This is a genomic window from Geodermatophilus sp. TF02-6 (genome assembly GCF_003319115.1).
Lineage (GTDB): Bacteria > Actinomycetota > Actinomycetes > Mycobacteriales > Geodermatophilaceae > Geodermatophilus.
In genome coordinates this window covers 1-25,444 of record NZ_QOHF01000037.1, presented here as the reverse complement: position 1 = coordinate 25,444, position 25,444 = coordinate 1, and the positions used below count along the sequence as shown (strand labels likewise).

Sequence of the window (25,444 nt, the reverse complement as noted above, 5' to 3'; positions counted from 1 at the left end):
ACACCACCGACCAGCCCACCACCGAGGAGGTGAACGCCCCGACCATCCCGGCGCTCAGCGCCTGACCAACCCAGCAAAGATCACGCGGTGCAATCGCCTTCGATACACCACGTCAGCGGACTTGACCGCTGAGACAACACAATCGCGAAGTCCACATGGCGGCTGCTGCTGCGCGCCGGCAACACCCTGTCGGCGGCGGCGCTGGCCCGGCTGAAGGCCACTCTGCGCGCCGACGACCCGACCGATGAGATCGGCGCCGCCTGGGGCGTCAAAGAGCAGCTGCGCCGGCTGCTGGCCAGCAGCTCGCCGGCCGAGGTCGAGGAGCAGAAGATGCGGCTCAGGGCGTTCGTGTTGGCCGTGAACATGCCTGAGACCGACCGGCTCTGGGCCACCATCGACGCCTGGTGGGAGGCCATCGAGGTGTCCATCGTCACCGGTGTCACCAACGCCCGCACCGAGGCGCCAACACCGGTACCAAGCAGATCAAGCGGACCGGCCGCGGCTACTGGAACCCTACCCACTGCCGCACTCGTATCCTGCTCGCCAGCGCCGCCCGGATGGCAGCGTGAACACCCCTCTCAGCGGGATCGTTCACCAGGAACCGGGAAGAGCCAGTTCGTAGCGAACGGTCAGCCCGCTCTGGCTTCGACGACGCCCATCATTCCGCCGTCCTCGTGGTCGTTGATGTGGCAGTGATAGACGGTGCGTCCGGCGAAGTCCTCGAACGGGATGCGGACGGTGACCTCCCCACCCGCGGGGACGTCCACGACGTCCAGGTAGACGATCGGTCCCACAGCCCGGCCGTCCGTCGAGATGTGCTGCATGGGCCACACGTGTAGATGGAACGGGTGGTTCATGCCCGAGTGGTTCCGGATGGTCCACTCCTCCACCGTCCCCAGGTGGACGACCTGGTCGGTGCGGTCCGGGTCGAACGGTCGGCCGTCGATGGAGGCAAATACCCCGCTCTCGCCCGTGCCGTGGGCGGCGCCGTCATCGGTGCCCCTGCTGCCGCCCTCGCCCATGGCCAGGACCAGTTGGCGCCGGGCTGCAGGCTGCGCCCCGCGCAGGTCCGGGTGCTCCGGATACGGCGGCACCGGCGGCAGGGCAGGGACGGGGCTGCCGCTGACCTGGAAGGTCGCGAGCGCTCCCGGAGCCCCCGAGGGGGCACCGCCCTCCCTGCTCCGCATGCGGCTGATGGCCAGCCCCTCAAGCGCGCTGACCCCCGGCACGGCGCTGACCAGCACATCGGCCCGACTGCTGGGGAAGAGCACGATCTCCTCGACCCTGCGGGGCTCGGGGAGCCGCCCGATGTCGGTGGCCAGCAGGTCCAGCCGCTGGCCGTCCAGCCGCAGCCGGAGATAGCGGGACGTGCAGGCGTTGACGATCCGCCACCGCTCCCGTTCTCCGGGACGTGCGGTCAGCGTCGGCCGGAGCTGCCCGTCGACCAGGATGAGCTGCCCCTCGCGACCCATCATCCGTTCCTTGTCGGAGACCTGCTGCGGGTGCCCGGAGGCGTCAAGGGTGGTGTCCGAGATGACCAGGACGCGGTCCCGGGACACCGGGACCTCCTCGAGGTCCTCGACCACGATGCCGCCGTACAGGCCGCTCCAGATCTGGTCGGCCACCAGGTGGTGCTCGTGCGGGTGGTACCAAAACGGCCCCGGTGGGTGGTCGTCGGGCAGCTGGTACTCGTAATCGAAGGACTCCCCCGGGTGCACGTGCACGAAGGTGTTGTCCCCGTTGCCGGCCGGGGAGACGTGCAGCCCGTGCGTGTGCAGGTTGGTCGGGACGGCCAGCCGGTTGGTCAGCCGGACCTGCAGTCGGTCGCCGGGGCGCACCCGGATCGTGGGCCCGGGAACCGTCCCGTTGTAGGTCAGCATCACCGCGGGTCGACCGCCGACCGTCAGGGAGGTCTCGGCGACCTCAAGCTCCACCCGCAGGAAACCGTTCGCGCTCCGGATCGTCTCCGGCTCGGCCAGCGCCGCATCCACCCCGGTCGCGCCGGATGTCTGCGCCCACGCCCACGCCGGTCTACCGAGGGAGGCACCGAGCAGGCCCACGGCCCCGAGCTGCAGGACGCGCCGGCGGTTGATCTCGGGTATCAAAGACCTTCTTGCGACGCCGGCAGCTGCCGGGGGTGAGTCGAGCGCCGGGCCCCCGTGATCCAACTCGGTGGCGTCGCGTGTGACGCCGTCCCTGTGCATGCGGGCCGCCGTCGACCTGTCTGGGTCAGTGCCCGGTGAGTCGGGACCTGTCATGACCGCGTCCTTTCTGCTCCTCCGGCAGAAGCCGACACCGGTGGAGCACTCGTGTTGATGCGCCCGTGGCTCGGGGCCAGACGTCGCAGGACGGCTCGAAGCGGCCCCTACCACCTGGTGGAGCCGGCGGCGCGCGGGGAGCTCAACGAAGAACGGCAGCCCGCAATTTAATCGGGCTACGCCGTCCGCGAGGTGTGACGCCGCACACTAACCAGCGTCCACGCACCAACACAACGAACGCTGACGGATCACTTCGGTCACCCACTCCGCTGTGCAGCGCGGTGATGGTGAAGTTCTTCCCAACGGGTCGATGCATCGCCCGACGCCACTCGCCAAGCGCAGAGCTTCAGCCGACGGCCCCATCCCCGAGGATGCCCCTGTCCAAGCCATGGCTCAGGCGTTGGAGCGACGGACGGCAGGTGTCCCAGGGTGACCCGTTGGCGGTGTCTCGTGGCGGCATCACCTCACCGCGCGTCCCGCAGATCACCGGGCAGCCAGCACAAAGGCGGAGAGCCGGGTGGCGGCTGAACGGGGTGCGCACCCCGGGTCTGACAGACCCGCCGTGGCCGCCTCGGACCGGTGCGGGCGCTACTACGAGGCACGACAGGCGCTCAAAGAGGTTTGGGATGCTGTGGTGCGGAGTAGTTCCGGGAGTGACACGACGCGCAGTCGTGCTGATGACATCCGGAGGAAACATGTCTGAGCAGCAGGAACACACTCCTGGAGCGGTTGTCCGGATCAGCGAGATCGTGGGCAGTTCGCCCAACTCCTTCAGTGACGCCGTACGCACCGCCGTCCAAGCAGCGGCGCAAACCGTCCGAAACATCCGCGGCGTCGAGGTGATCAGCAGCAACGCCGACGTCGATGAGAACGGCAACCTCACCATGTACAAGGTGAACTGCAAGATCGCCTTTGTTGTGGAGCGGTAGCCCCACCCATGCCGCTGATTGAGGGAGCCGTCGACCACGCGAGCACGCGGCCGGTGTCCCCATCGACCAGCGCGCTCATCCCTCCCTGCACGCCGATGGGCCCTGCACGTCCTCATGCCTCCCCATGCCTGCGTGTGGCCGGGACGCCTCCGGACTCCCGGGTATGCCGTGCTGGGGTAACAGTGAGGTTGCGACCTTCTCGGCCTCGGTGACCTGCTGCACAACGATGATCGACGCCTTGGAGAGTGCCGCGGCGAAGCCCCAGTGGCCCGGTGCGGTGCGCCCAGTCAGGCGTCGTGTCCGGGCGGGGCGATGTGGCCCATGCGCATCGGCGGTCCACTACCGGTTGAGCGCGTCCAAGTCCTGCCTTCAGACCGCATCGATGAAGTCCCGCACCCGTTGCTCGTCGGTCCCGGCGACCGCGCCCGTTCTCCCGCCCGGTGACTCGGTTGCCGAGGGCAGCGCTGCCGGCTGGGGTCACCGCTGCCTGTTCTCGCGCCACCACGACCACACTGTCTCGGCCGTGCTGGTGCGCTCGGCGACGGTGAGGCACTGGTCCTGGCGCCGCAGAAGCACTGTCACGTCCGGCTCGCCCCGCGCGGCGCAGTCGGCCGCGATGATGTTGAGTACGCGGCTGAGGGACGCCGAGGTGGGCATGCTCAGGGCGGGGTGCTGCGCGCCCGTCAAGGCAAAGAGGTCCTCGTAGTAGACCGTCTGGCCGTTCCGAGCGGCCGCTACCAGCGCGGCATGGACGTCCGCCGCAGCACGATCGAGTCGGGCTGCTGGACTGTCGGTCATCGGGTCGCCTCGCCGTCATCCGCCTGACGCGCCGGCCGGAGCCACAAGACTTCCCAAACTCTTGGCCCCGTGATTGTCACAGAACCATGACATCTCTAGGGTGTCTGCGTCCGGCCGGTCGTGTCATCCCCACCAGGGGAAGCCTGCGCCGGATGCCGCCGAGTCGCACCCGCCCCGGTGGGGCGAGCCGGGGACCCAACCCGTATCACTGGGGTGAGTCCCATCCGCCGAGCCAGGCTCGGCGGTGGGTAGGGCCTGATCCCCGCCCGAACCCGTCAGCTAACCCGGTAGGCGGCCCTGGGAGAACGGAGAGCCACCGCATGGTGCGCCCCTGGGCCCGTCCAGCGCCCCCAAACAACCGCAGTCTGAGACACCGCGTCGTCCGGCTGCTCATCTAGGTCGCCGCAGCCGCCGCACACCCTCTTCCGCCGGCGCCACACGGCGTCTGACCGGACTGCACCCACCTGATCGGTCGGCCGGCCCTCAGGTGGGTGCCGCGCGCCCGGCTGAGGGCAGCGGCTGCGTGACCAGGCCATTGGACCAGGCCTGGTGCCGCTGCTTGATCCCCCATCCGCCATCGGCGGCCGTCGGTGATGACGGCTGCCGGTGAACCCATTCGTGAATCCATCCTTGGAGTTCTTTCATGCCTACTGCCTCCTACCCGACCACGCCGGTCGCCGCTGATTCCTGGACCGAGGAAGGGGCCACACCGGTGGGCCGGCTGCCGCGGCTGCGTCCGGGTCGGCACCGCCGGCTGCACCGTGCGCTGGCCATCGGCGCGTGCTCGCTGGTCTTCGCCTGCGTCGGCCAGTCGGTCGCCCAGGCCGAGGCCCCCTGGGGCCCGGGCCGCGACCGGTCCGGGTACGCCGAAGCCCCACCACCGGCACCGGCACCGGCACCGGCGACCAGCGTGTCCACCGGCGAGTACGCCCACCCGTGCCCGGCGTGCCGCCTCACGCAGGGTTACAGCTCCGGTGCCCACAACGGCATCGACCTGGCCGCCTCCATCGGCACCCCGGTGTACGCCGCCGCGGCGGGCACGGTCACCGCTGCCGGTCCCCGCGACCCTGGGGGCTTCGGCCAGGCCGTCTATGTCAACAACGACGACGGCACCATCGCCTGGTACGGGCACATCGACACCTGGGTGGTCAACGTCGGTGACCACGTCGCCGCCGGCCAGCAGATCGCCACCGTCGGCAACCGCGGCAACGCCAACGGCTCCCACCTACACTTCGAGATCCACGCTCCAGGCGCTATCGACCCCGCCTCCTGGCTGCGTCAACGCGGCGTCAACATCTGACCAGCCTGTGCCGAGCCGCCGTCACGGCGCCCTGCAGCAGCTGTCTGCTCAGGGTGCCGTGGCGCGTCGGGCGGCAGGCACGGCGACGACACGAGGCACTGAACGCCGAGACCAACGCTGATGATCCGAAGGCGACGACCTGACCGACACCTGCTCATGGCTCGGTGATGGTCAGGCCGGCGGCAGCGGCGCCGCGACGGGCAACCACATCGGCGACTCGTTGGCAGGCGGAATCGCCGGGACCGGTGGGGAGCACGACCAAGCCCTGGCCTTGGTGCTCGATGTGGGTGGGGATCGCCTCGGTGGTAGTGACGGCGTAGTGGCCGTCCGGGCCGCAGGTGAAGGTGAAGCGGGCGATCACCGAGTCGTGGGTGGCCAGCAGATCTTGCTCGGCGATGTGGTTGCCCAGTCCGTGGGCCACCCACTCGCCGTTGACCTGCTCGAAGGGCTGCACGACATGGGCGTGGTGGCCGATCACCAGGTCGACGTCGGGGGAGGCCAGCAGCGCCTGGGCGATGGCGGCCTGGGCCGCGGTGGGGTCGGTGGTGTACTCGGTACAGCAGTGCACGCTGGCGATGACCACCTCGGCGCCCGCGGCGGGGGGGCAAGGGGTTTCAGCTCATCGGGGACGGAAAGCTCCACGCGGAGCAGGCCCATGACGGTCAAAGCCCCGCCCGACAAGCGGTCGGGGCCTCAACCCCCCGAGTCTCCCGACCTTGCCGGGGCGGTCCACGTGCGAGGTAAGAGAAGTCGAGTGTCGTCATCGGCATCGTTGGTGACGCCTGCGCCAGGTGTCTCTCAGACCGTTGTCCTATGGGCGGGGATCGGCGAGCAGCGCGGTGATGAGGGTGTCGCCGACCCAGCGCTCGAACTCGTCCATCGAGTAGCCGCCCGGGTGCACGAGCGTCTCGTAGGCGCTCGGGCTGGCGATGACGAGCGTCGTGTCGATGGCGCGGTCTAGGGTCAGTCCCGGCCGCAGGCTGCCCTCGTCGATGCCCTCGAGCAGGCCGGCCATGCTGCGTCGCCGCAGCCGCTCGAGCTCGGCATGGTCCTCGGCGACGCCGGGGTCGATGGCGGCGCCGTCCCGGACGAGCCGCCAGGCAAGCCCCATCCGTTCGGCGATCTCCCGGACGATCCTGGCCACCTGCCGCATGCGCGCCTGCGGGTCGGCCAGCGACTCGGGATCGAGCAGGCGCTGCAGCTGCGGCACCCAGGTCCCCTCGGTGACGGCCGTCGGCGAGCCGGTCATCGTGTACTCCACGTAGGCGCGCAGCAGCCGACGCTTGCTGCCCCAGGCGGTGTAGAGGGTCCGCAACGAGACCCCCGCCCGCTCGGCGATCGCGGTCACGGTGGCGCCGGCATAGCCCTGCTCCGCGAAGACCTCGGCGGCAGCGAGGACGAGCCGTTCTCGAGAGCGCTGACGCATCGCCTCACCGGCCCGCTTCTGGCGGGTCTCGGCGATGCGCGCGGGTCTCGCCGGAGGAGCACTGGCCACCGACCCAGCCTAGCAGTAGCGTTTCACTATGACTCATAGCGATGCTGTAGAGTTCATCGATGAGGCCGTCCGCGACGAGGACGGCTCGTGGGCTCGCGCCCTGTCAACGCTGGAGCGCCTGGTCCACCCGGACATCACCATCACCGACCCGCCCGGCGACGCGACCGTGGACTGGGACGTACCGGTATCCATGCGCGACGGCATCCGGCTGCGCGTCAACGTGTTCAGACCGGACGACGGCGAGCGTCACCCGGTGCTGTTGTGCGCGCACCCGTACGGCAAGGACGACCTGCCCCTGCACCACAAAACCCAGCACGGCTACCGCACGCCGATCTTCTACCACCTCATGCGCAGCGCCCCCTTGACGCACTCGGCGTGGACCACGTGGGAAGGGCCCGATCCCGCGCGCTGGGTCGAGCGGGGCTACGTCGTCGTCAACGCCGACCTGCGCGGGTGGGGGACGTCCGAGGGCGAGCCCGAGATCTTCTCCGAGCAGGACGGCTCGGACATCTACGACCTCGTCGAGTGGGCGGCCCAGCAGCCGTGGTCAACCGGGCGGGTGGGGATGACCGGCGTCTCGTACCTCGCGATGAGCCAGTGGATGGGCGCCGCAGCCCGCCCGCCCCACCTGGCCGCGATCTGCCCGTGGGAGGGGTTCACCGACCTCTACCGCGACTGGGCCCGACCGGGCGGAATCCTCGAGAACGGGTTCGTCACGGTGTGGGGGACGATCCTGAAGCAGCTGGCTCACGGCAAGGTCGACCTGCGACGCGAGGTGCACGATCGACCCTCTTCGACGAGTGGTATGCCGCGTGCAACCGCGACATCGAGGCCATCGAGGTCCCGGCCCTGGTCTGCGGTAGCTTCTCCGACCACAACCTGCACTCCAGAGGCTCATTCGAGGGGTTCCGCCGCATCGGATCGGCGCAGAAGTGGCTCTACACGCACCGTCGGCCCAAGTGGCAGGCCTACTACTCGGCAGAGGGGCTGGACGCCCAAGCCCGGTTCTTCGACCACTTCCTCAAGGGCGAGGACACCGGCATCACCGAGCAGCCGCCGGTCCGCGTGGAGATCCGTGAGGACCGCACCACCGTCGCCGAGGTGCGCCACGTCACCAGCTGGCCCCCTCCGCAGACCGAGTGGCAGACCTTGCGCTGCCGCGCCGGCGGGCGGCGGGCGGCCGGTACCTTGGAGGAGGCTCGTCCGGGGATGCCGGCGGTACCGGATGACGAGGCGATCTCGCTCCACGGTCGCAGCGGCCGGGCCAGCTTCACCTACCGGTTCGCCAGCGACACCAACGTCGTCGGGCCGATGCTGCTCACCCTGACCTTGTCCATCATTGGGGCCGACGACTTCCCGGTCGTCGCCGGCATCCGCAAGTTCCGCGACGGCAAGGAGGTCCCCTTCGAGGGCTCCTACGGCTTCCAGGGCGACCTGGTCACCCACGGGATGCTCCTGGCTTCACATCGCGCCGAGGATCCCGAGCGGTCGCTGCCCTATCTGCCCCACCACCCGCACACCACACGAGAACCGCTCGCCGACGGCGAGAAGGTGACGCTGCGGATCGGCCTGCTCCCCTCGGCCACGCTCTTCCGGGCCGGCGACGAGCTGCGCCTCGACTTCCAGGGTCACTGGTTCCACGACCGCGACCCAGTGCACGGGCAGTTCCCGCTCGGCTACCACACCGACGCCAGGGGCACCTGCACACTGCACCTCGGAGTCGACGAGGGCTGCACGCTCACGATCCCGGTCCTCGGAAACGGTGAGGCGGAGCAGGTCGTCGGGTAACGACACCATCACCTTGGCCACGGGCCTGGTGTATCCCGTATTGCCCGGGGTGACGATGCGCAGCGACCGTTCCCCGCGATGAGTTCGGCCGGGCGGCAGCCGCACCAACCGGGCGTTCTCCGACCGCAGATGGCCGTGACGGTGCGGAGACGCGCAAACTCCCTCCGCGAGACCTGCCGTCCCCCTCGACCGGAGATCGCCGTCCACACCCAGACATCGTCGAGTGGTCCTACCGTGCCAGTGCGCCTGGTGGCTAGCGTTGATGCGATGAGGAGGCGGACCGCACCAGCCGTCGATCCCGTGTCGTCAGGCGACACGTCGGTCGACGACCTCATCGCCCGCGCCGCGGATCTCAAGGGCGAACTGGTGGCCTTCGCCCAGCGCCCTCGCTTTGCGAGGCGGCTGAACACGCTGCTGATCGACGCCGCCGATCGTCACGGCTACCTGGACGAGGGCACTGCCGTGAGCACCATCGACCACTTCGCGCTGCAACACCGACTCTCCGACGGGCGCACCGTCGTCGAGCGGTTCGTCGCGGAGCGACGGCCGCCGCTGGCCGACGACGAGCGGGAGATGGTGCTCGGCTGGCGCGACGTCGTCGAGGGGTGCTTCGAGGTCGACGGGCTCGATGGCGAGGCCATGAGGCTCCACAACCTCCTGGACGACGTCGTCTACCGCGTCTACTCCAACATGGGGCGCAGGGCGTTCGCCGGGCTGCGCAAGGGGATGTTCGTCATCGGCCGCATCGTGCCGGTGCACCCGGCAACCGACGCCTGGCTGGTCAGCGGGCACTTCGGCGCGTTCCCCAAGTCCGCACGCCGCGAGATCGCCCAGATCGCCGCCGACGAGATCGCCGGCCACCCGGAGCTGCTGCGCCGCAACCCGGCTCTGCTGCGGCAAGCCTGGGAGCTCCAGTCCGAGCACCGCGCGGACTTCATCGCGCAGGTCGGTGCCGACCTCGTCGTCCTGCCCCCGCACGAGGCGCAGGAGACGTTGCGCGAGCACTTCCGCTGCCTGCAGCAGAAGGCCACGGCGGATCTCGAGGGCAGAGCGGCCCGGCGTCCCGCAGCCAGCGGCCCTCCACCCGAGGAGATGGGGCGACTACCCGACGAGCTGCTGGACGCCGACAGCGTCGCACTGATCTACGACGACGTCGAAGGGCTCAACTTCTACCGAGACTTCGGCCGCTTGGACGCCCTCTTCGCCGATCCGACACCGGTCCGCGACCGCGCCACCCTCGCCCAGCTGGACGAGTACCTCCGCGACGAGTCGGTCTCGCCGCTGGCGATCCGCCGCCTGGTGCAGCGTCACCCCGACGGCGTCGACGCGGTCTTCCGCGCACTTCTCGGGAAGCCCGGCTTCTCCTGGTCCCGCGATGGGGAGAAACTGCTCCACCGCCACAAGAAGCCCTTCTTCGACCGCGAACCGGCACCCGGCATCTCGGTCATCGGGGAACGCCTCGCCGAACTCCTCCGTGCTGTCAGGTAGGTGGACCACGTCAGCAGACGGATGACCGCTGCTCGGCCGGTGACCAGTCGAGTCGAGCCGAGGGCTGTCGGTCTCCGGGCGCGACGAGCGCGCGTGGGCGTGGTGTCGAAGCACCTCCACCGGGGGTCCTCCCCGAAGGCCGGGATCTCCCCGAAGTCCAGGCTGGAGAGGCGCCGCCATCGTCGACCGCTCGACGTTCGCCGGCACCATCAGCGAGACCGGCACCACCTCCTACCGCCTCGCCCACGCCCGCACCCGACGCACCGCCAGCGGAGGGCGACGATGGCGTCATGCCGAGCGGACGGGACACCCGGTGGATCGCTGCCGAGTCCAACCGGCGCGCCGACACCTACGACACCAGCGCCATGCACCACTGGCAGGCGCCGAGCAGCCGCGCGGCTGTTCGGCCCCCAGCAGGGGTTCGTGCTCGACGTCGCCACCGGCACCGGCCTGGCCGCCACAGCCGTCACCGACCTGTCCGAGGCCGCCTCCGTGGTCGGGATCGACGTCTCCGACGGGATGCTGCGAGATCCCCGCAGGGTCAGGTGTCGTCCGACGGCAGGGGGACCGCTTCGTGCGGCGGCTCGGCCGGCTGCGTCGTGCCGGTCAGGTGACCGGCGTCGTTGAAGGTGACCAGCGTCCACCGCCGCCGGCCGCTTCCGCCGTGCTCGTACCGCCAGTGCGTGATGCCGGTGTTGAACGGCGCGAACGCCACCCGGTTGCCGGTGCCGCCGATACCGAACGCCAGGTAGAACGACGCTTCGATGACGCCACCATGACAGACCGCCACCACCGTCTCGCCCGCGTGCCGGGTGGCGATCCGGGCGAGGGCACCGCCGGCCCGAACCAGGAACCCCGCCCAGCTCTCGCCCCCCGGGGAGAACGCGCGGAACGGGTCGTCGTCCGCCATCGGCCCGTCGAACCCCCCATACCTGGTCCGCCACTCGGCGACGGTCAGCCCGTCAGCCGCGCCCGGTCGCAGTTCCTGTAGGTCGTCTTCGAACTGCACCGGCAACTCCAACGCCCGGGAGACGTACTGCGCGGTCTCCCGGGCTCGGGGCAACGTGCTGGAGTAGAGCTGGTCGACCTGCCACCCCTCGGCGCGCAACCGCTGCTCGAGCAACCGGGCCTGCTCGCGCCCACGGTCGGTCAGGCCGGCATCGCCGCGCATGCCCCCGATGACCGGCTCGACGTTCGGCACCGACTCGCCATGACGGATCAGGTGGAGATCCATGCCCCCAGGATCACGTGCAGACGCGGACGCCGGCCACTCGGTGTGACGGCGGGCTCGTCTGCCCGGTGGGCCGAGCTGGGAAGCGCTCCTGTCGTTGGCCGAGGATGCTGCCAGCTCCCCACGTCGATCGGTTGCAGGAGGGTGGCTGGTGGAGACCCATTGGCTCGTCGTCGTGGCCCGGCTCGGTATGGCGGTGCTGCTGGCCGGTGCACTCGGCATCGAGCGCGAGCTGTCGGCACAACCTGCCGGGCTGCGCACCCACGCGCTGGTCTCCCTGGGCGCCGCGCTGTTCACGCTGACCGGGACCGAGATCGTCCACGCCGACCCCACGCGGATCGCCGCGCAGGTGGTCTCCGGCATCGGCTTCCTCGGCGGTGGCGCCATCCTCCGCGAGGGGACCACGGTCCGCGGCCTGACCACCGCCGCCACCCTGTGGGCGGCAGCAGCGCTCGGGCTGGCCAGTGGCCTGGGCCTCTACGGCCCCGCGCTGCTCGCTGCCGTGATCGCCCTCGTCGTCACCGCCGGGCTCAAACGGGTCGAGGCAGCAGCGTTCCCCCGTCGGCGCGGCCAACTCGTCCTGCTCACCGTCGATGAGAGTCCCTTCAGCACCGTGCTGACCGCCGTGACCGGGGTCCTGCCGAACGCGACCGTCACCGGCGTCACCACCGAGCAGAACGGATCCCGCCGCATCGAGATGAAGGCGCAACCCGCTCCGCCCGAGGAGCTGCCCGTCCTCGCCGAGCGGCTGCTCGCCGTCCCCGGTGTCGTCGCGGTGGACCTGCACCGCTGAGCGACGAGACGGCCGACTGGAGGCCGCCCGGGATCGGTGCTGGGGCCTGCCGCAGCGGGCCCCAGCGCCGGGCTCACGGAGCCAGCAGCCGGCGCAGCCAGCGGACGCGGGCGGCCACGGTCTCCTGGGAGATCTGCGCCTGCGGCGCGAAGAGGAAGTAGCCGTGGTAGCCGCCGGGCCAGACGTGCAGCTCGGCCTGACCCCCGCCTGCCAGATGCGGGTGGCGTAGGCGACGTCCTCGTCCCGGAAGGTCTCGGCCGTGCCCACGTCGATGCTGGTCGACTACCGGGAGCAGGAGGTCACCGCCCTCGGCCGCCGCTTCGACGTCGTCCTCGACGTCCCGGGCCGGCTGACCTTCGGCGCCGCCCGCGGCCTGCTCGAGGACGACGGCGTGTTCGTCACCACCCGCGGCGTGGGCCCCGACACGCCGCGCGAGCTGGTGCCCGACCGGCTGCGGCGCGGCGGGTCCTCCTTCGCCGCGGTGCGCACCAGCGCCCGCCCGGCCGACCTGGCCCACCTCGCCGCGCTGGTCGACGGCGGCCGGCTGCGCCCCACCGTGCACCGCGCGTTCCCCCTCGACCGGGTCGACGACGCCTGCTGCTGCGCGACCGGCCCGGCCACCGGCAAGGTCGTGGTGACCGTCGGCTGATCCCGGCGGCCCCCCCTGCAGGCGGAAGGGCCCCGTCCAGGGTCCCGCCGCGGCCCCGTCCAGGGCACCGCCCCGAGCTCGCGAGGGGTGGGGAGGACGGGGTCCTTCTACGGTGGGGCAGGGGGCGGCCCCTCTGTAGGGTCCCGTCGCGAGCTTGCGAGCGGTGGGGGGCAGAGGGGTCCTTTCTCAGACCACCGCGACGTGCCCGCCGGCGGGGTGCGAGCGGACGACGACGAGCACGTCCTCGGCCTCCAGCGTGCCGATCAGCGGGTCGTCGAAGCGCAGCGTGCGCCCACCGCGGCTCACCGACAGTACGATGTCGCGCAGCTGCCGCGGGTCGAGGCCGACCTCGCCGGCGCTGACCCGCCGCTGCTTGAGGTCCAGGCCGTGCCCGCCGGTCACCAGGTCCTCGACGGTGTCGACCACCCGCGGGCTGTCGGGGGACAGGCCCAGCAGCCGGCCGGAGGTCGCCGACGTGGTGATGACGATGTTCGCACCGGACTGGCGCAGCAGGTTGGCGTTCTCCTCCTCGCGCACGCTGGTGGTGATCAGCACGTTCGGGTTGAGCTGCCGCACGGTGAGCGTGATCAGCACCGAGGCGTCGTCGCGGTTGGCGGCCACGATCACCGCCCGGGCGCGCTCGACGTGGGCGCGGCGCAGCACGTCGGTGCGCCCGGCGTCCCCCACGATGCCGTGCAGCCCGACCGAGTTGGCCTCGTCGACGGCCCGCGGTTCGGGGTCGACGACGACGATCTGCTCCAGCGGGGTGCCGGTGGCCTGCAGGGCGCGGATCGCGCTGCGGCCCTTGGTGCCGTAGCCGCACACGATGACGTGCTGGCGCACGCGGGACCTCCAGCGTCGGATGCGGAACTCCTCCCGCGAGCGCGCGGTCAGCGCCTCGAGGGTGGTTCCGATGAGGACGATCAGGAACAGGATGCGCAGCGGCGTGATGACCAGGATGTTGACCAGCCGGGCGCCGTCGGTGACCGGCGTGATGTCGCCGTACCCGGTCGTGGACAGCGTGACCGTGGAGTAGTAGACCGCGTCGAGCAGGCCGATGCCCACCTGGTCGCCGTCCCGGTAGGAGTCGCGGTCGAGCCACACGATGAGCACGGTGAACGTCAGCACCACCGCGGCGAAGACCACGCGCCGCCACACCTGGCGGGTGGGGGACTGCTCGACGTGGGCCAGCTGGACCCCGGCGTGCTCGGTCATCCCGCTGTCCACCCCGCGGACGATAGTGAGCCCGCCGGCGGCGCACCGCACCCGTCCGGGTGAGCGGACGCGCGCCGGTCAGCCGCCGCGGACGGCCGTCCGCTCCCGGGCGGCGAGCTCCCGCTTGAGCACCTTGCCCGCCGCCGACACCGGGATGGCGTCGATGAAGACCACGTCGCGCAGCCGCTTGTACGGCGTCACCCGGTCGTTGACCGCGGCCATCACCGCCTCCGCGGTGAGCGCGGCACCGGCGTCGTCGTCCCGGCGGACGACGTAGGCGACCGGCAGCTCGCCGGCCTCCTCGTCGGGCCGGCCGACCACCGCCGCGCCGGCCACCCCGGGCACGCCGAACAGGATCTCCTCCAGCTCGCGCGGGAAGACGTTGTAGCCCTTGTAGAGCAGCATGTCCTTGGTGCGGTCGACGATCGCCAGGTAGCCCTCCGCGTCGAGGACGCCGACGTCGCCGGTGTGGAACCAGCCGTCGGCGTCGATGGCCGCCGCGGTGGCCTCCGGCCGGTGCGCGTAGCCGCGCATGACCTGCGGGCCGCGGATGCACACCTCGCCCCGCTCACCCGGCGGCAGCGGCGCCCCGCCGCCGAGCGGCTGGATGCTGACCTCGGTGTCGAAGACGGGGACCCCGACGGTGCCGGCCCGGCGGGTGCCCGAGCGGAACGACGGGTTGCCCGTCGCCATCATCGTGACCTCGGTGAGCCCGTAGCCCTCGCCGATGACCGCCTGCGGCAGCAGCGCCTGCAGCCGCTCGATCAGCGGCACGGGCAGCGGGGCGGCGCCGCTGGAGATCCCGCGCACCGACGACAGGTCGGCCTCGGCGATGCCGGGCACCTGCAGCAGCGCGACGAACACCGGGGGAGCGCCGCCGATGCCGGTCACCCGGTACCGGACGGCGTCCGCGACGTAGCGCACCGGGTCGAACCGCACGTGGACGACGGTCGTCGTCCCGGCCAGGACCAGGCCGCCCAGGTAGCCGATCACGCCCATCGCGTGGAACCACGGGGTCAGGTTGATGATCCGGCCCTCGCCGAGCCGGACCGGGTGCTCGTCGGGCCCAAGGACCTGGCGCAGCGTCACGTCGCCGGCCGCGTCGAGCTCGGGCAGTGACCCCGACGTCCAGCAGGCCGACTGCAGGAGGTTGGTGACCACGTTGCGGTGGGTCAGCTCGACGCCCTTGCTGACCCCGGTCGTGCCGCCGGTGTAGGCCAGGTGGGCGAGGTCGGCGGCCGGGTCGACGCCGGCGTCCCGGTGCCGGTCGGTGGGGTCTGCGGCGAGCAGGTCGGCGAGGTCGACGTCGCCGGACTGCAGGCCGCCGAGGCGGGCGGCGAAGTCGAGGATGTGCGCCGCGCCGGTGACGACCACGGTCTGCACCGGGGTGGCCGCGAGCGCCGGGCGCGCTACCGGCAGCACCTGGTCCCAGGTGACCAGGACGCGGGCGCCGGCGTCGGTGAGCTGGGCGGCGAGGTCGGCGGCCGGCAGCAGCGGGTTGGTGGGGGAGAAGGTGGCCCCGGCCAGCAGGACCCCGTAGTAGACGGCCGGGTACTGGCGGCAGTTCGGGATGTGCGCCGCGACGACGTCGCCGCGGCCCACCCCGTGCTCGGCCAGCCAGTTGGCGACGGCGTGCGCGCGGGCGCCCAGCTCGGTGTAGGTGAGCGGGACGTCGGAGTCGACGAACGCCGTCCGGTCGCCCCAGCGGCGCACCGCGGCCCGCAGGATCGAGCCGACCGGGACCTCCGGGTGGTCCAGTGACCGCGGTAGGCCGGGCGGCCAGCTTCTCGCGCCGGGGGTGGGCGGGGCCTGCGTGGCGGTCATCCGGGTCCTTCCTGCCTGGACGAGGGGCCTCCAGCGTGGCCCACCTCACAGCCGGTGTCGACCACGGAGGGCGCGCGCCGGCCCCGGTGTCGCAGGTCAGCCGTCGGCCAGCGCCTCGGCGGGGCTGCGCACCGGACACCGCGGTCCCGGCGCCCGTCGGAGGCGGTCGTCGGCCGTCACCAACGGGACGTCGAGCGCCTCGGCCAACGCCACGTACCACGCGTCGTGCACGGTCACCGTCTCGTGCAGGTCCCACACCCGGCCGAGGAACGGCTCGAACGGGTAGCGGCGGGTCCGCAGCGTCGCTGCGCGCGCCGCTGCGCCCCGGGCGTCCTCGGGACGCAACCGCCCTCGGGCGACCATGGCCCGCAACGCGGAGGTGACCTCGGCGCCGAGGAGCGCGGGCGCGTGCAGCGAGGACTCGCGGGCGAGCACCCGGCGTGCGACGTCCCCGTCCGGCCCGGACACGGCGAGGGCGTCGGTCACCACGGAGGCGTCCAGAACGTTCACCGCGCGTCGCGGTCGGCGCGCACGAACTCGGCCGAGGACGCCGTGCCGAGGCCCTGCCCCCCGCTGCGGGCCAGCTCCCGCTCCACCTCCGCGACCACCTCGGCCGGCGTACGCGCGCGGGCGCCTTCCACCAGCTCGAGACGGAGGTACTCCTGCAGGCTCATCCCGGACTCCGCGGCCCGGCGACGGTAGGTGCGGTGCACGTCCTCGGGGACGTCCCTGATCTGGATGGTCGCCATGCATGCACTCTAGCGCTGTCAGCGCTGGATCAGCGCTCGAGCTACCACCGTTCCCGCCCCGTCCGTCACCTCGGGTGAGGATGGGGCGATGAGCGACCAGCGCACGGCCCTCGTCCTCGGCGGCGGCGGCATCACGGGCATCGCCTGGGAGATCGGCGTCCTCGCCGGCCTGGCCGAGGCGGGCACCGATCTCAGCGGCGCCGACCTCGTCGTCGGCACGTCGGCCGGCTCGGTGGTCGGCGCCCAGGTCACCAGCGGGGCGGACCTGGAGGCCCTCTACGCCCGTCAGCTCGAGCCGCCCGCGCAGGAGCGGGCGGCGCGGATGACGCGGGCGGCGCTGGCCCGCTACGGGTGGGCGCTGCTGCGCAGCCGCGGCGACGACGTCGCGTTCCGCCGCCGGGTGGGGGCGCTGGCGCTCGCCGCCGAGCGGGCGGGCCTGACGCCGTCGGAGCAGGAGCGGCTCGACGTCATCGGCTCGCGGCTGGTCGGCCGCGAGTGGCCCGACCGGCCGCTGGTGCTCACCGCCGTCGACGCGCACACCGGCGAGTTCCGCACCTTCGACCGCGACTCCGGCGTCCCGCTGCTGCAGGCGGTGGCGGCCAGCTGCGCGGTGCCCGGCGTCTACCCGCCGGTGACCGTCGACGGCTCCCGCTACGTCGACGGCGGCATGCGGTCGGCGGCCAACGCCGACCTCGCCGACGGCTGCGACCGCGTCGTCGTCCTCGCGCCGATTCCGCGCGGCGTCGGGCCGATGGCCAGCGTGGACGCGCAGGTCACCGGGATGGTCGCCCGCGTCGCCGTCGTCGCCCCGGACGCGGACAGCCGCCGGGCGATCGGGCGCAACGTGCTCGACCCCGCCGCCCGCGCCGGTTCGGCCCGCGCCGGCCGCGACCAGGCCGCCCGCGTGGCCGAGCGGGTCAGCGAGGCCTGGCGGGGCTGAGCGCGTCGGCCGCGACGGCGCCGTCCAGGCGTGCAGGGCCGTCGCAGTACCCCCTGCCCATCCCCGCTCCCGTCCGGCACCGTGTCGAACCGCAGCGCGGTGGCCGTCACCCGCTGTGCGCTCGGCGGTCCCGGCGGCGTCCCCGTCGACGGGCCGGAGCCGGCGGCGCAGCACGCCGGCCGAACCCGGGGGAGGACCCGTGCCACGCACCCACCGCCGCACCGCCGTGCTGGCCGCGGCCGTCGTCGCCGTCCCGTTGCTGCTGACCGGGCCGGCCACGGCCGCGCCACCGCAGGAGCCGGACCGGCCCGACGCCGAGGAGCTGCTGGTCATCGGCCACCGCGGCGCCGCGGGGTACCGACCCGAACACACCCTGGCCTCCTACGAGCTCGCCGCCCGGATGGGCGCCGACTACCTCGAGCCGGACGTGGTCAGCACCGCCGACGGCGTGCTGGTGACGCGGCACGAGAACGAGATCTCCGGGACGACCGACGTCGCCCGCCACCCGGAGTTCGCCGATCGGCGCACCACCGAGGTCGTCGACGGCGTCGAGGTGACCGGCTGGTTCACCGAGGACTTCACCCTGGCCGAGCTGGAGACGCTGCGGGCGGTCGAGCGGCTGCCCGAGGCGCGCGAGGAGAACACCCTCTACGACGGGCTCTACCGGGTGCCCACCCTCGACGAGGTGCTCGAGCTGCGGGAGGAGCTCAGCCGCGAGCTGGGCCGGGAGATCGGCGTCTACGTGGAGACCAAGCACCCCACCTACTTCGACGGGATCGGCCTGTCGCTGGAGGAGCCGCTGCTGGCCGACCTGGACGAGGCCGGGCTGGACCACGAGGGCGCGCCGGTGTTCCTCCAGTCGTTCGAGACGACCAACCTGCGCCAGCTCGACGAGGTCGTCGACGTGCCGCTGGTGCAGCTGGTGTCGCCGACCGGCGCGCCCTACGACCTGGTGGCCGCCGGGGACCCGCGCAACTACGCCGACCTGGTCTCCCCCGAGGGGCTGGCCGAGGTCGCCGCGTACGCCGACGGGATCGGGCCGGACAAGAACATGGTCATCCCGCGCGAGGCCGACGACACCCTCGGCGAGCCGACGTCCCTGGTCGACGACGCGCACGACGCCGGCCTGGTCGTGCACCCGTACACGTTCCGCAACGAGAACACCTTCCTGCCGGCCGACCTGCGCGAGGGCGCCGCGCCTGACGACTACGGCCGGGCGATCGACGAGCAGCTGGCGTTCTGGGCGACCGGCATCGACGGCGTGTTCACCGACAACCCCGACACCGGCGTCGTCTCCCGGGAGCTGTTCGAGGATGAGGAGGCGGCCGCCTGAGCCGCACCGGGGGAGGTCCGCGCCCGTGACCCGCACGGACCTCCCCCGGTCGGAATGCCGGCGGGCGGCATCCGCGGCGTCCCGTTCTTCGTCGTCGACCGCGAGTACGGCGTCTCCGGCGCCCGGCCGGCCGACGCGGGTGACGGAGGCTGGGAGCGCAGGTTTCCTGTACTTCCAGCCTCCGCTACCCGTCGCCCTACGGCAGGTGCCGCCGCTCGCAGCGCGGCCCCGCTCCTCGGGGCGGACCGGCACGTCCTCCCGCGCCGAGACGCGGGCCAGGAAGTCCTCCAGCGTCGGGCGCCGGGCCAGTCCGCTCGCCCCGCGGCGGAGGTACAGAGATGGGCCTCACACGACCGGGTCGGCGACCAGGGAGCCGGCATGGTGCTGCTCCCGCAGGGCCGTCTTGAGCACCTTGCCGGACGGGTTGCGCGGCAGCGCGGCGACGATCGAGTACTCCCGCGGGTTCTTGAAGCGGGCCAACCGCTCCCGGCACCAGGCGGCCAGCTCCGCCGGCGTCGGCGGGTCGGCCGGGTCGCGCGGGGCGACGACGGCCAGCGGAGCCTCGCCGTAGCGGGTGTCCGGGACGCCGATCAGCGCGACCTCGGCGACCTTGGGGTGCGCGGCCAGCACGTCCTCCACCTCGGCGCAGTACACGTTCTCGCCGCCGGTGATGATCATGTCCTTCTTGCGGTCGACGACGTAGAGGTAGCCGTCCTCGTCCTGGCGCACCAGGTCGCCGGAGTGGAACCAGCCGCCGGCGAACGCCTCCGCGGTGGCCTCGGGCTTGCCCCAGTACTCCTTCATCACCATCGGGCTGCGGTAGACGATCTCGCCCACCTCGCCCCGGGGGACGTCGTTCACGTCGTCGTCCACCACGCGGACCTCGACGCCCAGCATCGGCGTGCCGACCGAGCCGATCTTGCGCACCGAGTCCTCGCCACGCAGGAAGCAGGTGACCGGGCTGCACTCGGTCTGCCCGAAGGCGGTGACCACCTCGGCCTGCGGGAACGTGTCGATCATCGTGCGCAGCAGCGTCGTCGACGCCGGCGCCGCGCCCCAGGAGATGCGCCGCAGCGAGGACAGGTCGCGCCGGGCGACGTCGGGGACGGCGACGACCGCGGCCCACATCGCCGGCACCAGGAAGATGTTGGTGACCCGCTCCCGCTCGATGAGGTCCAGCGTGGCCACCGGGTCGAAGCCGCCGGAGCGCAGGATCACGTGGGTGCCGCCCAGCAGCAGCGGCGGCAGGCCGCCGGCCAGCCCGGCGATGTGGAACAACGGCGCGCCCGGCACCGCGACCCGGTCGCCGGGGTCCACGCCGAGGTGGGTGACCTGGCAGAAGGCGTGCAGCAGCAGGTTGCGGTGGGTCAGCACCGCGCCCTTGGGCCGGCCGGTCGTGCCGGAGGTGTACATGATGAACGCCGGCTCGGCCTCGTCGACCTCGACGTCGAGGGGGGTCGGGTCGGCCGCGGCGAGCGCCGCCTCGTAGTCGTCACCGATGGTGAGCACGGTGCGCACGCCGGGGGCCTGCTCGCGGGCCTTGGCCGCCACCTCGGCCAGCGAGGGGTCGACCACCAGCGCCGTCGCGCCGCTGTCGGCCAGCACGTAGGCGACCTCGTCGGCGACCAGCCGGAAGTTGACCGGGACGACGATCGCGCCCAGCCGCACCCCGGCGAGGTAGGCCTCCCAGACCTCGAGCGCGTTGAGCCCGAGGACGGCGACGCGGTCACCGGGGCCCACGCCGCGGTCGGCCAGCGCGCGGGCCAGCCGGGTGACCCGCTCGTCGAGCTCGGCGTAGCTGCGGCCGGTGCCCTCGAAGCGAAGCGCGACCGCGTCCGGCGTCCGCCGCGCCCACCGGGCCAGCTGGTCGCCCACCGTCATGCCGCGGCCCAGCAGCCGCGGGATCTCGACGCTCACCGGACCTCCTCGGGAGATGTGGTGCGCGTCATGCTGGCCGCGGCGACGAGGGCGGTCAACAACGCCGCGGACCCCTCGTTGACCCCCGCGGGTGACCGCTGTCACGCTGCGGCCGGACCCGCTCGACGAGGAGAGGTGCGCACCGTGGACTTCGACGACACCCCCGAGGAGGCCGACTTCCGGGCCGGCGTCCGCAAGACCCTCGAGGAGCACGCCGGCGAGCTGCTGCACGCCGGCGCGGGGGAGGACGTGGTCGACGCCCGGACGCACGAGGCCGAGATGCGCCGCACCCAGCGGGTGCTCCACGAGGCCGGCCTGATCGGGATCACCTGGCCGCGCGAGTACGGCGGGCAGGGCGGCACGCTGGTGCAGCAGGCCATCGTGCAGCAGGAGCTGGCCCGCGCCGGCGTGCCGCCGTTGGTCAACCACATCGGCCTGGGCATGTGCGGGCCCACGGTCATCGCCCACGGCAGCGACGAGCAGAGGTCCCGCTACCTGCCGCGGCTGCTGCGCGCCGACGACGTCTGGTGCCAGCTGTTCAGCGAGCCGGCGTCCGGCTCCGACCTGGCCGCGCTGCGCACCACCGCCGTCCGCGACGGCGACGACTGGGTGGTCAACGGGCAGAAGGTGTGGACGACGCTGGCGCACGTCGCCGACTTCGGCATCCTGCTCACCCGCACCGACCCCGAGAAGCCCAAGCACGCCGGGCTGACCATGTTCGTCGTCGACGTGCACGCCCCCGGGGTGACGGTGCGGCCGCTGCGGCAGATGGTCGGCTCGGCCGGGTTCAACGAGGTCTTCTTCGACGACGTGCGCATCCCCGACGCCGAGCGGCTCGGCGAGCCCGGCGAGGGCTGGCGGGTCGCGCTGACCACGCTGATGAACGAGCGGGTCGCCATCGGCGGCGCGGGCAGCGACCTGGGCCTGCCGGTGGAGACCCTCGCCGCGCACGCCCGCGAGCGGCTGCCGCGCCTCGACCCCGAGCGGCAGGTGCTCGCCCGGCAGGCGGTCGGCCGGGCGGTCGTCGCCGCGCTGGCCACCCGCTACACCGGCTACCGCCGGTTCACCGTGCTCAGCCAGGGCGGGCTGCCCGGGCCGGAGGCCAGCGCCGGCAAGCTCGCCGGTACCGCCGCGGCGAAGCTGGTGGCCGACGCCGGCGTCCGGCTGCTCGGCGACGACGCCGTCTACGCCGCCACCGCCGACGGCGACGACACCTGGCAGCGCACCCAGGGCTACGTCCCGGGCCTGGCCATCGCCGGGGGAACCGACCAGGTGCTGCGCAACATCCTCGGCGAGCGGGTGCTCGGCCTGCCGCCGGAACCGCGGCTCGACAAGGACCCGGGGGGCCGGCGGTGAACTTCGACCTCGGCCCCGACCAGCGTGACGCCGCCGGCGGCGCCCGCGACTTCTACCGCGGCTCCGCCTCGCCCGCGGCCGCCCGCGCCGCGCTGGAGGGCGGCCCGGTCGAGCCCGGACACGAGGCCCTGGCCGGGATCGGTTACCTCGGCATCACCGTGCCCGAGTCCGCTGGCGGGGCGGGCGGGTCGCTGCTCGACCTGGCCGTCGTCGCCGAGCAGGGCGGCGCGGTGCTGGCCGGGCCGTCGCTGGTGACCGCCGCCCGCGCCGCGGTGCTGCTGGCCGAGCACCCCGACCTGGCCGCGCAGCTGGCCGACGGGTCGGCGGCGTTCGCCGTGCTCGACGGCCCGGTCACCGGCTCCGCCCCGTCGATCGACGCCGCCGGCGCCACCCTCTTCCTCGGTCTGGACGACGGCGCGCTCGTCGTCGGCGAGGGGGAGGCCACCCCGGGCCGGCCGCTGGACGCCACCCGCGGCCTGGCCGGCGTGCGGCTGACCTCCCGGCGGGTGCTGGCCGAGGACGCCGGCGCGCTGTGGGCCCGCGCCCGCCAGGTGGCCGCGGTGGTGCTCGCCGCCGAGGACCTCGGCGCCGCCGACGCGGCCGTGCAGCTGGCCGTGGACTACGCGAAGGAACGCGAGGCGTTCGGCCGCCGCATCGGCTCCTATCAGGCGGTCAAGCACATGCTCGTCGACGCCTGGGTCGGCGTGGACCAGCTGCGTTCGCTGGTGTGGTGGGCCGCCTGGGCCGCCGACGCCGCCCCTGACGAGCTGCCGCTGGCCGCCTCCGCCGCGAAGGCGCACGCCGCCGAGGTGCTCGAGCGGGCCGCGGAGACCTGCGTCCAGGTGCACGGCGGCATCGGCTACACCTGGGAGCACGACGCGCACCTGTACTGGCGGCGGGCCAAGGTCGACCGGCTGCTGCTGGGCGACGCCGCCGAGCACCTGGACGCCGTCGCCCGCCTCGCCGTCGCCGGCGCCCTCGGATGAGCCCCACCCAGCTGCGCTACGAGGTCGCCGACCGCGTCGCCACGATCACCCTCGACCGCCCTGACCGGCTCAACGCCTTCACCCCGGTCATGGCCGCCGAGCTGGCCGAGGCCGCCGCGGCCGCGGACGCCGACGACGCCGTCCGGGTGGTGGTCGTGACCGGCGCCGGGCGGGCGTTCTGCGCCGGCGCCGACCTGACCGGCGGCGAGGGCACCTTCCGCGACCGGGGCGCCCGCCCCGACCCCGTCCCCCGCGGCACCGTGGACGGCGTCCCCCGGGACTGGGGCGGCATCGCCTCGCTCCCTCTCGCCGCGCTGCGCAAGCCGGTGGTCGCGGCGGTCAACGGCCCGGCGGTCGGCATCGGCGCCACGATGACCCTGCCGATGGACGTGCGGATCGCCGCCGAGGCGGCCCGTTTCGGGTTCGTCTTCGCCCGCCGCGGCATCGTGCCGGAGGCGGCGTCGACCTGGTTCCTGCCGCGGGTGGTCGGCATCAGCCAGGCCATGGAGTGGGTGGCCACCGGCCGGGTGTTCGACGCGGCCGAGGCGCTGCGCGGGCGGCTGGTCTCCCGCGTCGTCCCCGACGACGAGCTGCTGCCTGCCGCGCTCGAGCTCGCCCGGGAGGTCGCCGACAACACCTCCGGGGTGGCGGTGGCCGCGGCCCGGCAGCTGCTGTGGTCGATGCTCGGCGCGCCCTCGCCGTGGGACGCCCACCGCGCCGAGTCACGGGCGCTGGTGGAGCTCGGCGCCGGACCGGACGCCGCCGAGGGGGTCGCGTCGTTCCTCGAGCGGCGGCCGCCGCGGTTTCCCGCACGCCTGGGGGACGGCGCGGTCGCCGGCGTGCCGCGCTGGCCGGCCCCGCCCGACGACGTGACCTGACCCGTAGCGGAGTGGAACGGTCCAGGCAACCTGCACGGATCCACTCCGGTGGTGCCGGGGCTCAGGTCAGCAGTCGATGAGCCGCACCGACGGCGCGGTAGGTCGCCACCGCGCGGGTGTCCAGGGAGACGAGCTCGGCCCCGTGGTGGAGTGCGGTCACCGCGATGAGCGCGTCGTACGCCGCGCCGCCGGCGACGCCGCGGTCGGCCAGCACCTGCGGCAGCCGGCGGACCTCCTCGGCCGGGAGCGTCAGAGGCGCCGACGCCGCGATCCGATCGAGGAACTCGGCGGCGAGCTCCCGAGGCATGCGGTGGGGCGGCGGCAGCCGGGTGAGCACCGAGTACGTCTCGACCACGCAGTGCCCCACGAGTCGGGCGCCGGGCAGCGCCGCCCGGGCCAGGGGGTGGGACTCGTGCCAGGAAGCGCACGCGGCCACCAGCACACTCGTGTCGGCGGCGATCACCGTCGGGTCTGCTCGAGAGCTGCACGTACCTCGTCGGCGGTCAGCGGCGGGAGGTCCACGTCAGCCGCGGCCCGCGGGCTCCCGTCCGCCGTCTCCAACCGCATGGGCACCGGGGTCGGCTCGATCTCCAGCCGCCCGTCCACCACCTGCACCGACACCTCGTCCCCCGCCCGCAGACCGAGGGCGTCACGGAGGGCCTTCGGAACGACGAGGCGCCCGGCCCCGTCGATGGTCGCACGCATGGCAGAAAACTACCATCGGCATCTGGGGTGCCACCCGGGCGCAGGGACACCTGAGCCCGTGTGCGTCCCGGTTTGTCCACCCCGGTTCGTCGTCCTGGAGCTGACCCGCCAGCAGATGTTCAGCCTGGTCGGCCACCGCACGCCGACGGCCGGCTGACCGCGATCAGCCACGAGGTGGTCGAGCACACCTCGCGGATCAGCGAGTTCGCCGAGCAGACCGCCACCCCGACCCGGGTCGTGTACGCCGCGGCCCACCGGCGCACGACGCACCGGCTGGCCCGCCTCGACGTCCCGCCGCCGACGATCATGCGGGCGCCGGGGGAGACGCCGGGCATGTTCGCGCTGGAGTCGGCGATGGACGAGCTCGCGCACGCGGCCGGCGTCGACCCGGTCGAGCTGCGCATCCGCAACGAGCCGCCGCGCGACCCGGAGCGCGACGTCCCCTGGTCGTCGCGCTCGCTGGTCGAGTGCCTGCGCGCCGGCGCCGAGCGGTTCGGCTGGGCCGGACGGGACCCGCGGCCCGGCGTGCGCACCGACGGCCAGTGGCTGGTCGGCACCGGCGTCGCCGCGGCCACCTATCCCGCCCGGCGGCGCCCGGCCGACTGCCGCATCACCGCCTCTCCCGGCCGCTACACCGTCGAGATCGACGGCTCCGACATCGGCACCGGCGCGTGGACGGCGCTGACTCAGCTTGTCGTTTAACCTCCCGGCCCCCCGGGAGTTGCACTGCTGGGATTCGGGGTTGGCGTGAAGGCGGCCACCGCGTGATCCTTCGGAGTTGCGAAGCTTCGAAGATCGGCGGTGGCCGTGAT

25 protein-coding genes, 1 pseudogene and 1 riboswitch are annotated in these 25,444 nt (G+C 73.1%); of the genes and pseudogenes, 14 read left to right on the top strand and 12 right to left on the bottom strand.

Annotated features, from left to right (window positions below):
- The first annotated feature begins 141 nt into the window (after positions 1-141).
- A complete protein-coding gene (locus DQ238_RS24490) occupies positions 142-696 on the top strand; it encodes a transposase (RefSeq protein ID WP_113783343.1) in 555 nt (184 codons plus the stop codon).
- Here the strand turns inward: DQ238_RS24490 and DQ238_RS21795 are convergent.
- Positions 630-2,105, bottom strand: a complete 1,476-nt coding sequence (locus DQ238_RS21795) for a multicopper oxidase family protein (protein ID WP_233496184.1) — start codon at positions 2,103-2,105, stop codon at positions 630-632. The two genes, DQ238_RS24490 and DQ238_RS21795, sit on opposite strands and share 67 nt — an antisense overlap.
- Before the next feature lie 848 nt (positions 2,106-2,953).
- On the opposite strand from DQ238_RS21795, the gene DQ238_RS21790 reads away from it, so the two are divergent.
- A complete protein-coding gene (locus tag DQ238_RS21790) occupies positions 2,954-3,187 on the top strand; it encodes a dodecin family protein (RefSeq protein ID WP_113783341.1) in 234 nt (77 codons plus the stop codon).
- A 477-nt stretch (positions 3,188-3,664) separates the two neighbouring features.
- Here the strand turns inward: DQ238_RS21790 and DQ238_RS21785 are convergent, their stop codons facing one another.
- Complete coding sequence (locus DQ238_RS21785) at positions 3,665-3,985, bottom strand: hypothetical protein (RefSeq protein ID WP_113783340.1); 321 nt, start codon at positions 3,983-3,985, stop codon at positions 3,665-3,667.
- Between the two features lie 146 nt (positions 3,986-4,131).
- A riboswitch (cyclic di-AMP (ydaO/yuaA leader) is annotated at positions 4,132-4,294 on the top strand.
- Between the two features lie 334 nt (positions 4,295-4,628).
- Here DQ238_RS21785 and DQ238_RS21780 point away from each other — a divergent pair.
- The gene (locus tag DQ238_RS21780) at positions 4,629-5,285 is read left to right on the top strand and encodes a M23 family metallopeptidase (protein ID WP_113783339.1); all 657 of its coding nucleotides are present in this window, start codon (positions 4,629-4,631) and stop codon (positions 5,283-5,285) included.
- Positions 5,286-5,439: 154 nt separating this feature from the next.
- Here the strand turns inward: DQ238_RS21780 and DQ238_RS21775 are convergent, their stop codons facing one another.
- Complete coding sequence (locus DQ238_RS21775; RefSeq protein WP_113783338.1) at positions 5,440-5,868, bottom strand: CapA family protein; 429 nt, start codon at positions 5,866-5,868, stop codon at positions 5,440-5,442.
- Positions 5,869-6,096: 228 nt separating this feature from the next.
- Positions 6,097-6,780: a TetR/AcrR family transcriptional regulator gene (locus DQ238_RS21770; RefSeq protein ID WP_147263178.1), complete on the bottom strand. Its 684-nt coding sequence runs from the start codon at positions 6,778-6,780 to the stop codon at positions 6,097-6,099.
- A 28-nt stretch (positions 6,781-6,808) separates the two neighbouring features.
- Here DQ238_RS21770 and DQ238_RS24485 point away from each other — a divergent pair.
- The 3 genes and pseudogenes from DQ238_RS24485 to DQ238_RS21755 all read left to right on the top strand — a co-directional run.
- A pseudogene (locus tag DQ238_RS24485) lies at positions 6,809-7,489 on the top strand (CocE/NonD family hydrolase); the annotation flags it as partial.
- Between the two features lie 11 nt (positions 7,490-7,500).
- Complete coding sequence (locus DQ238_RS21760) at positions 7,501-8,568, top strand: CocE/NonD family hydrolase (protein ID WP_158550888.1); 1,068 nt, start codon at positions 7,501-7,503, stop codon at positions 8,566-8,568.
- A 300-nt stretch (positions 8,569-8,868) separates the two neighbouring features.
- A complete protein-coding gene (locus DQ238_RS21755) occupies positions 8,869-10,056 on the top strand; it encodes a hypothetical protein (RefSeq protein WP_199506509.1) in 1,188 nt (395 codons plus the stop codon).
- A 541-nt stretch (positions 10,057-10,597) separates the two neighbouring features.
- Here DQ238_RS21755 and DQ238_RS21745 read toward each other — a convergent pair.
- Entirely contained in the window at positions 10,598-11,290 is a 693-nt protein-coding gene (locus tag DQ238_RS21745) for a histidine phosphatase family protein (protein WP_113783334.1), read from the bottom strand.
- A 148-nt stretch (positions 11,291-11,438) separates the two neighbouring features.
- Between DQ238_RS21745 and DQ238_RS21740 the strand changes: the two genes are divergently transcribed.
- Together DQ238_RS21740 and DQ238_RS21730 are read left to right on the top strand one after the other, a co-directional pair.
- Positions 11,439-12,080: an MgtC/SapB family protein gene (locus tag DQ238_RS21740; protein WP_233496182.1), complete on the top strand. Its 642-nt coding sequence runs from the start codon at positions 11,439-11,441 to the stop codon at positions 12,078-12,080.
- A 259-nt stretch (positions 12,081-12,339) separates the two neighbouring features.
- Positions 12,340-12,729, top strand: coding sequence for a zinc-binding dehydrogenase (locus DQ238_RS21730; protein WP_113783333.1), 390 nt, complete (start codon positions 12,340-12,342; stop codon positions 12,727-12,729).
- Positions 12,730-12,915: 186 nt separating this feature from the next.
- Here the strand turns inward: DQ238_RS21730 and DQ238_RS21725 are convergent, their stop codons facing one another.
- From DQ238_RS21725 to DQ238_RS21710, 4 genes are all read right to left on the bottom strand, one after another.
- A complete protein-coding gene (locus tag DQ238_RS21725) occupies positions 12,916-13,956 on the bottom strand; it encodes a TrkA family potassium uptake protein (RefSeq protein WP_233496180.1) in 1,041 nt (346 codons plus the stop codon).
- 66 nt (positions 13,957-14,022) lie between these two features.
- A complete protein-coding gene (locus tag DQ238_RS21720) occupies positions 14,023-15,768 on the bottom strand; it encodes a class I adenylate-forming enzyme family protein (RefSeq protein ID WP_113783331.1) in 1,746 nt (581 codons plus the stop codon).
- A gap of 96 nt (positions 15,769-15,864) precedes the next feature.
- Positions 15,865-16,278 carry a type II toxin-antitoxin system VapC family toxin gene (locus DQ238_RS21715; RefSeq protein ID WP_113783330.1) on the bottom strand — a complete coding sequence of 138 codons (414 nt, stop codon included), beginning with the start codon at positions 16,276-16,278 and terminating at the stop codon, positions 15,865-15,867.
- A complete protein-coding gene (locus tag DQ238_RS21710; RefSeq protein WP_113783329.1) occupies positions 16,275-16,517 on the bottom strand; it encodes an antitoxin in 243 nt (80 codons plus the stop codon). Before DQ238_RS21710 ends, DQ238_RS21715 begins: the two co-directional genes overlap by 4 nt.
- Positions 16,518-16,605: 88 nt before the next feature.
- On the opposite strand from DQ238_RS21710, the gene DQ238_RS21705 reads away from it, so the two are divergent.
- Positions 16,606-17,457, top strand: coding sequence for a patatin-like phospholipase family protein (locus DQ238_RS21705; RefSeq protein ID WP_113783328.1), 852 nt, complete (start codon positions 16,606-16,608; stop codon positions 17,455-17,457).
- Between the two features lie 199 nt (positions 17,458-17,656).
- Positions 17,657-18,790, top strand: coding sequence for a glycerophosphodiester phosphodiesterase (locus DQ238_RS21700; RefSeq protein ID WP_113783327.1), 1,134 nt, complete (start codon positions 17,657-17,659; stop codon positions 18,788-18,790).
- Positions 18,791-19,135: 345 nt separating this feature from the next.
- Here DQ238_RS21700 and DQ238_RS21695 read toward each other — a convergent pair whose 3' ends face one another.
- A complete protein-coding gene (locus DQ238_RS21695) occupies positions 19,136-20,707 on the bottom strand; it encodes a long-chain-fatty-acid--CoA ligase (RefSeq protein WP_199506508.1) in 1,572 nt (523 codons plus the stop codon).
- 135 nt (positions 20,708-20,842) lie between these two features.
- Between DQ238_RS21695 and DQ238_RS21690 the strand changes: the two genes are divergently transcribed.
- Genes DQ238_RS21690 through DQ238_RS21680 form a run of 3 tightly spaced genes read left to right on the top strand, consistent with a single transcriptional unit; the run spans position 20,843 to position 23,927 of the window.
- On the top strand, positions 20,843-22,063 hold the full coding sequence (locus DQ238_RS21690; protein ID WP_233496178.1) for an acyl-CoA dehydrogenase family protein: 1,221 nt from the start codon (positions 20,843-20,845) through the stop codon (positions 22,061-22,063).
- Positions 22,060-23,049: an acyl-CoA dehydrogenase family protein gene (locus DQ238_RS21685; protein ID WP_113783326.1), complete on the top strand. Its 990-nt coding sequence runs from the start codon at positions 22,060-22,062 to the stop codon at positions 23,047-23,049. Before DQ238_RS21690 ends, DQ238_RS21685 begins: the two co-directional genes overlap by 4 nt.
- On the top strand, positions 23,046-23,927 hold the full coding sequence (locus DQ238_RS21680; protein ID WP_113783325.1) for an enoyl-CoA hydratase-related protein: 882 nt from the start codon (positions 23,046-23,048) through the stop codon (positions 23,925-23,927). Before DQ238_RS21685 ends, DQ238_RS21680 begins: the two co-directional genes overlap by 4 nt.
- Positions 23,928-23,988: 61 nt before the next feature.
- Here the strand turns inward: DQ238_RS21680 and DQ238_RS21675 are convergent, their stop codons facing one another.
- Together DQ238_RS21675 and DQ238_RS21670 are read right to left on the bottom strand one after the other, a co-directional pair.
- A complete protein-coding gene (locus tag DQ238_RS21675) occupies positions 23,989-24,390 on the bottom strand; it encodes a PIN domain-containing protein (protein WP_113783324.1) in 402 nt (133 codons plus the stop codon).
- Positions 24,387-24,632 carry an AbrB/MazE/SpoVT family DNA-binding domain-containing protein gene (locus tag DQ238_RS21670; RefSeq protein ID WP_113783344.1) on the bottom strand — a complete coding sequence of 82 codons (246 nt, stop codon included), beginning with the start codon at positions 24,630-24,632 and terminating at the stop codon, positions 24,387-24,389. Before DQ238_RS21670 ends, DQ238_RS21675 begins: the two co-directional genes overlap by 4 nt.
- 174 nt (positions 24,633-24,806) lie before the next feature.
- Here DQ238_RS21670 and DQ238_RS21665 point away from each other — a divergent pair, with 174 nt between their 5' ends.
- A complete protein-coding gene (locus DQ238_RS21665; RefSeq protein ID WP_233496177.1) occupies positions 24,807-25,334 on the top strand; it encodes a molybdopterin cofactor-binding domain-containing protein in 528 nt (175 codons plus the stop codon).
- Positions 25,335-25,444: the final 110 nt, after the last annotated feature.

Coding starts and splice junctions, on each gene's coding strand:
- DQ238_RS21745 (WP_113783334.1), bottom strand. CDS start 11,290: ATGGATCTCCACCTGATCCGTCATGGCGAGTCGGTGCCGAACGTCGAG.
- DQ238_RS21790 (WP_113783341.1), top strand. CDS start 2,954: ATGTCTGAGCAGCAGGAACACACTCCTGGAGCGGTTGTCCGGATCAGC.
- DQ238_RS21670 (WP_113783344.1), bottom strand. CDS start 24,632: ATGCGTGCGACCATCGACGGGGCCGGGCGCCTCGTCGTTCCGAAGGCC.
- DQ238_RS21710 (WP_113783329.1), bottom strand. CDS start 16,517: ATGGCGACCATCCAGATCAGGGACGTCCCCGAGGACGTGCACCGCACC.
- DQ238_RS21780 (WP_113783339.1), top strand. CDS start 4,629: ATGCCTACTGCCTCCTACCCGACCACGCCGGTCGCCGCTGATTCCTGG.
- DQ238_RS21785 (WP_113783340.1), bottom strand. CDS start 3,985: ATGACCGACAGTCCAGCAGCCCGACTCGATCGTGCTGCGGCGGACGTC.
- DQ238_RS21680 (WP_113783325.1), top strand. CDS start 23,046: ATGAGCCCCACCCAGCTGCGCTACGAGGTCGCCGACCGCGTCGCCACG.
- DQ238_RS21720 (WP_113783331.1), bottom strand. CDS start 15,768: ATGACCGCCACGCAGGCCCCGCCCACCCCCGGCGCGAGAAGCTGGCCG.
- DQ238_RS21705 (WP_113783328.1), top strand. CDS start 16,606: ATGAGCGACCAGCGCACGGCCCTCGTCCTCGGCGGCGGCGGCATCACG.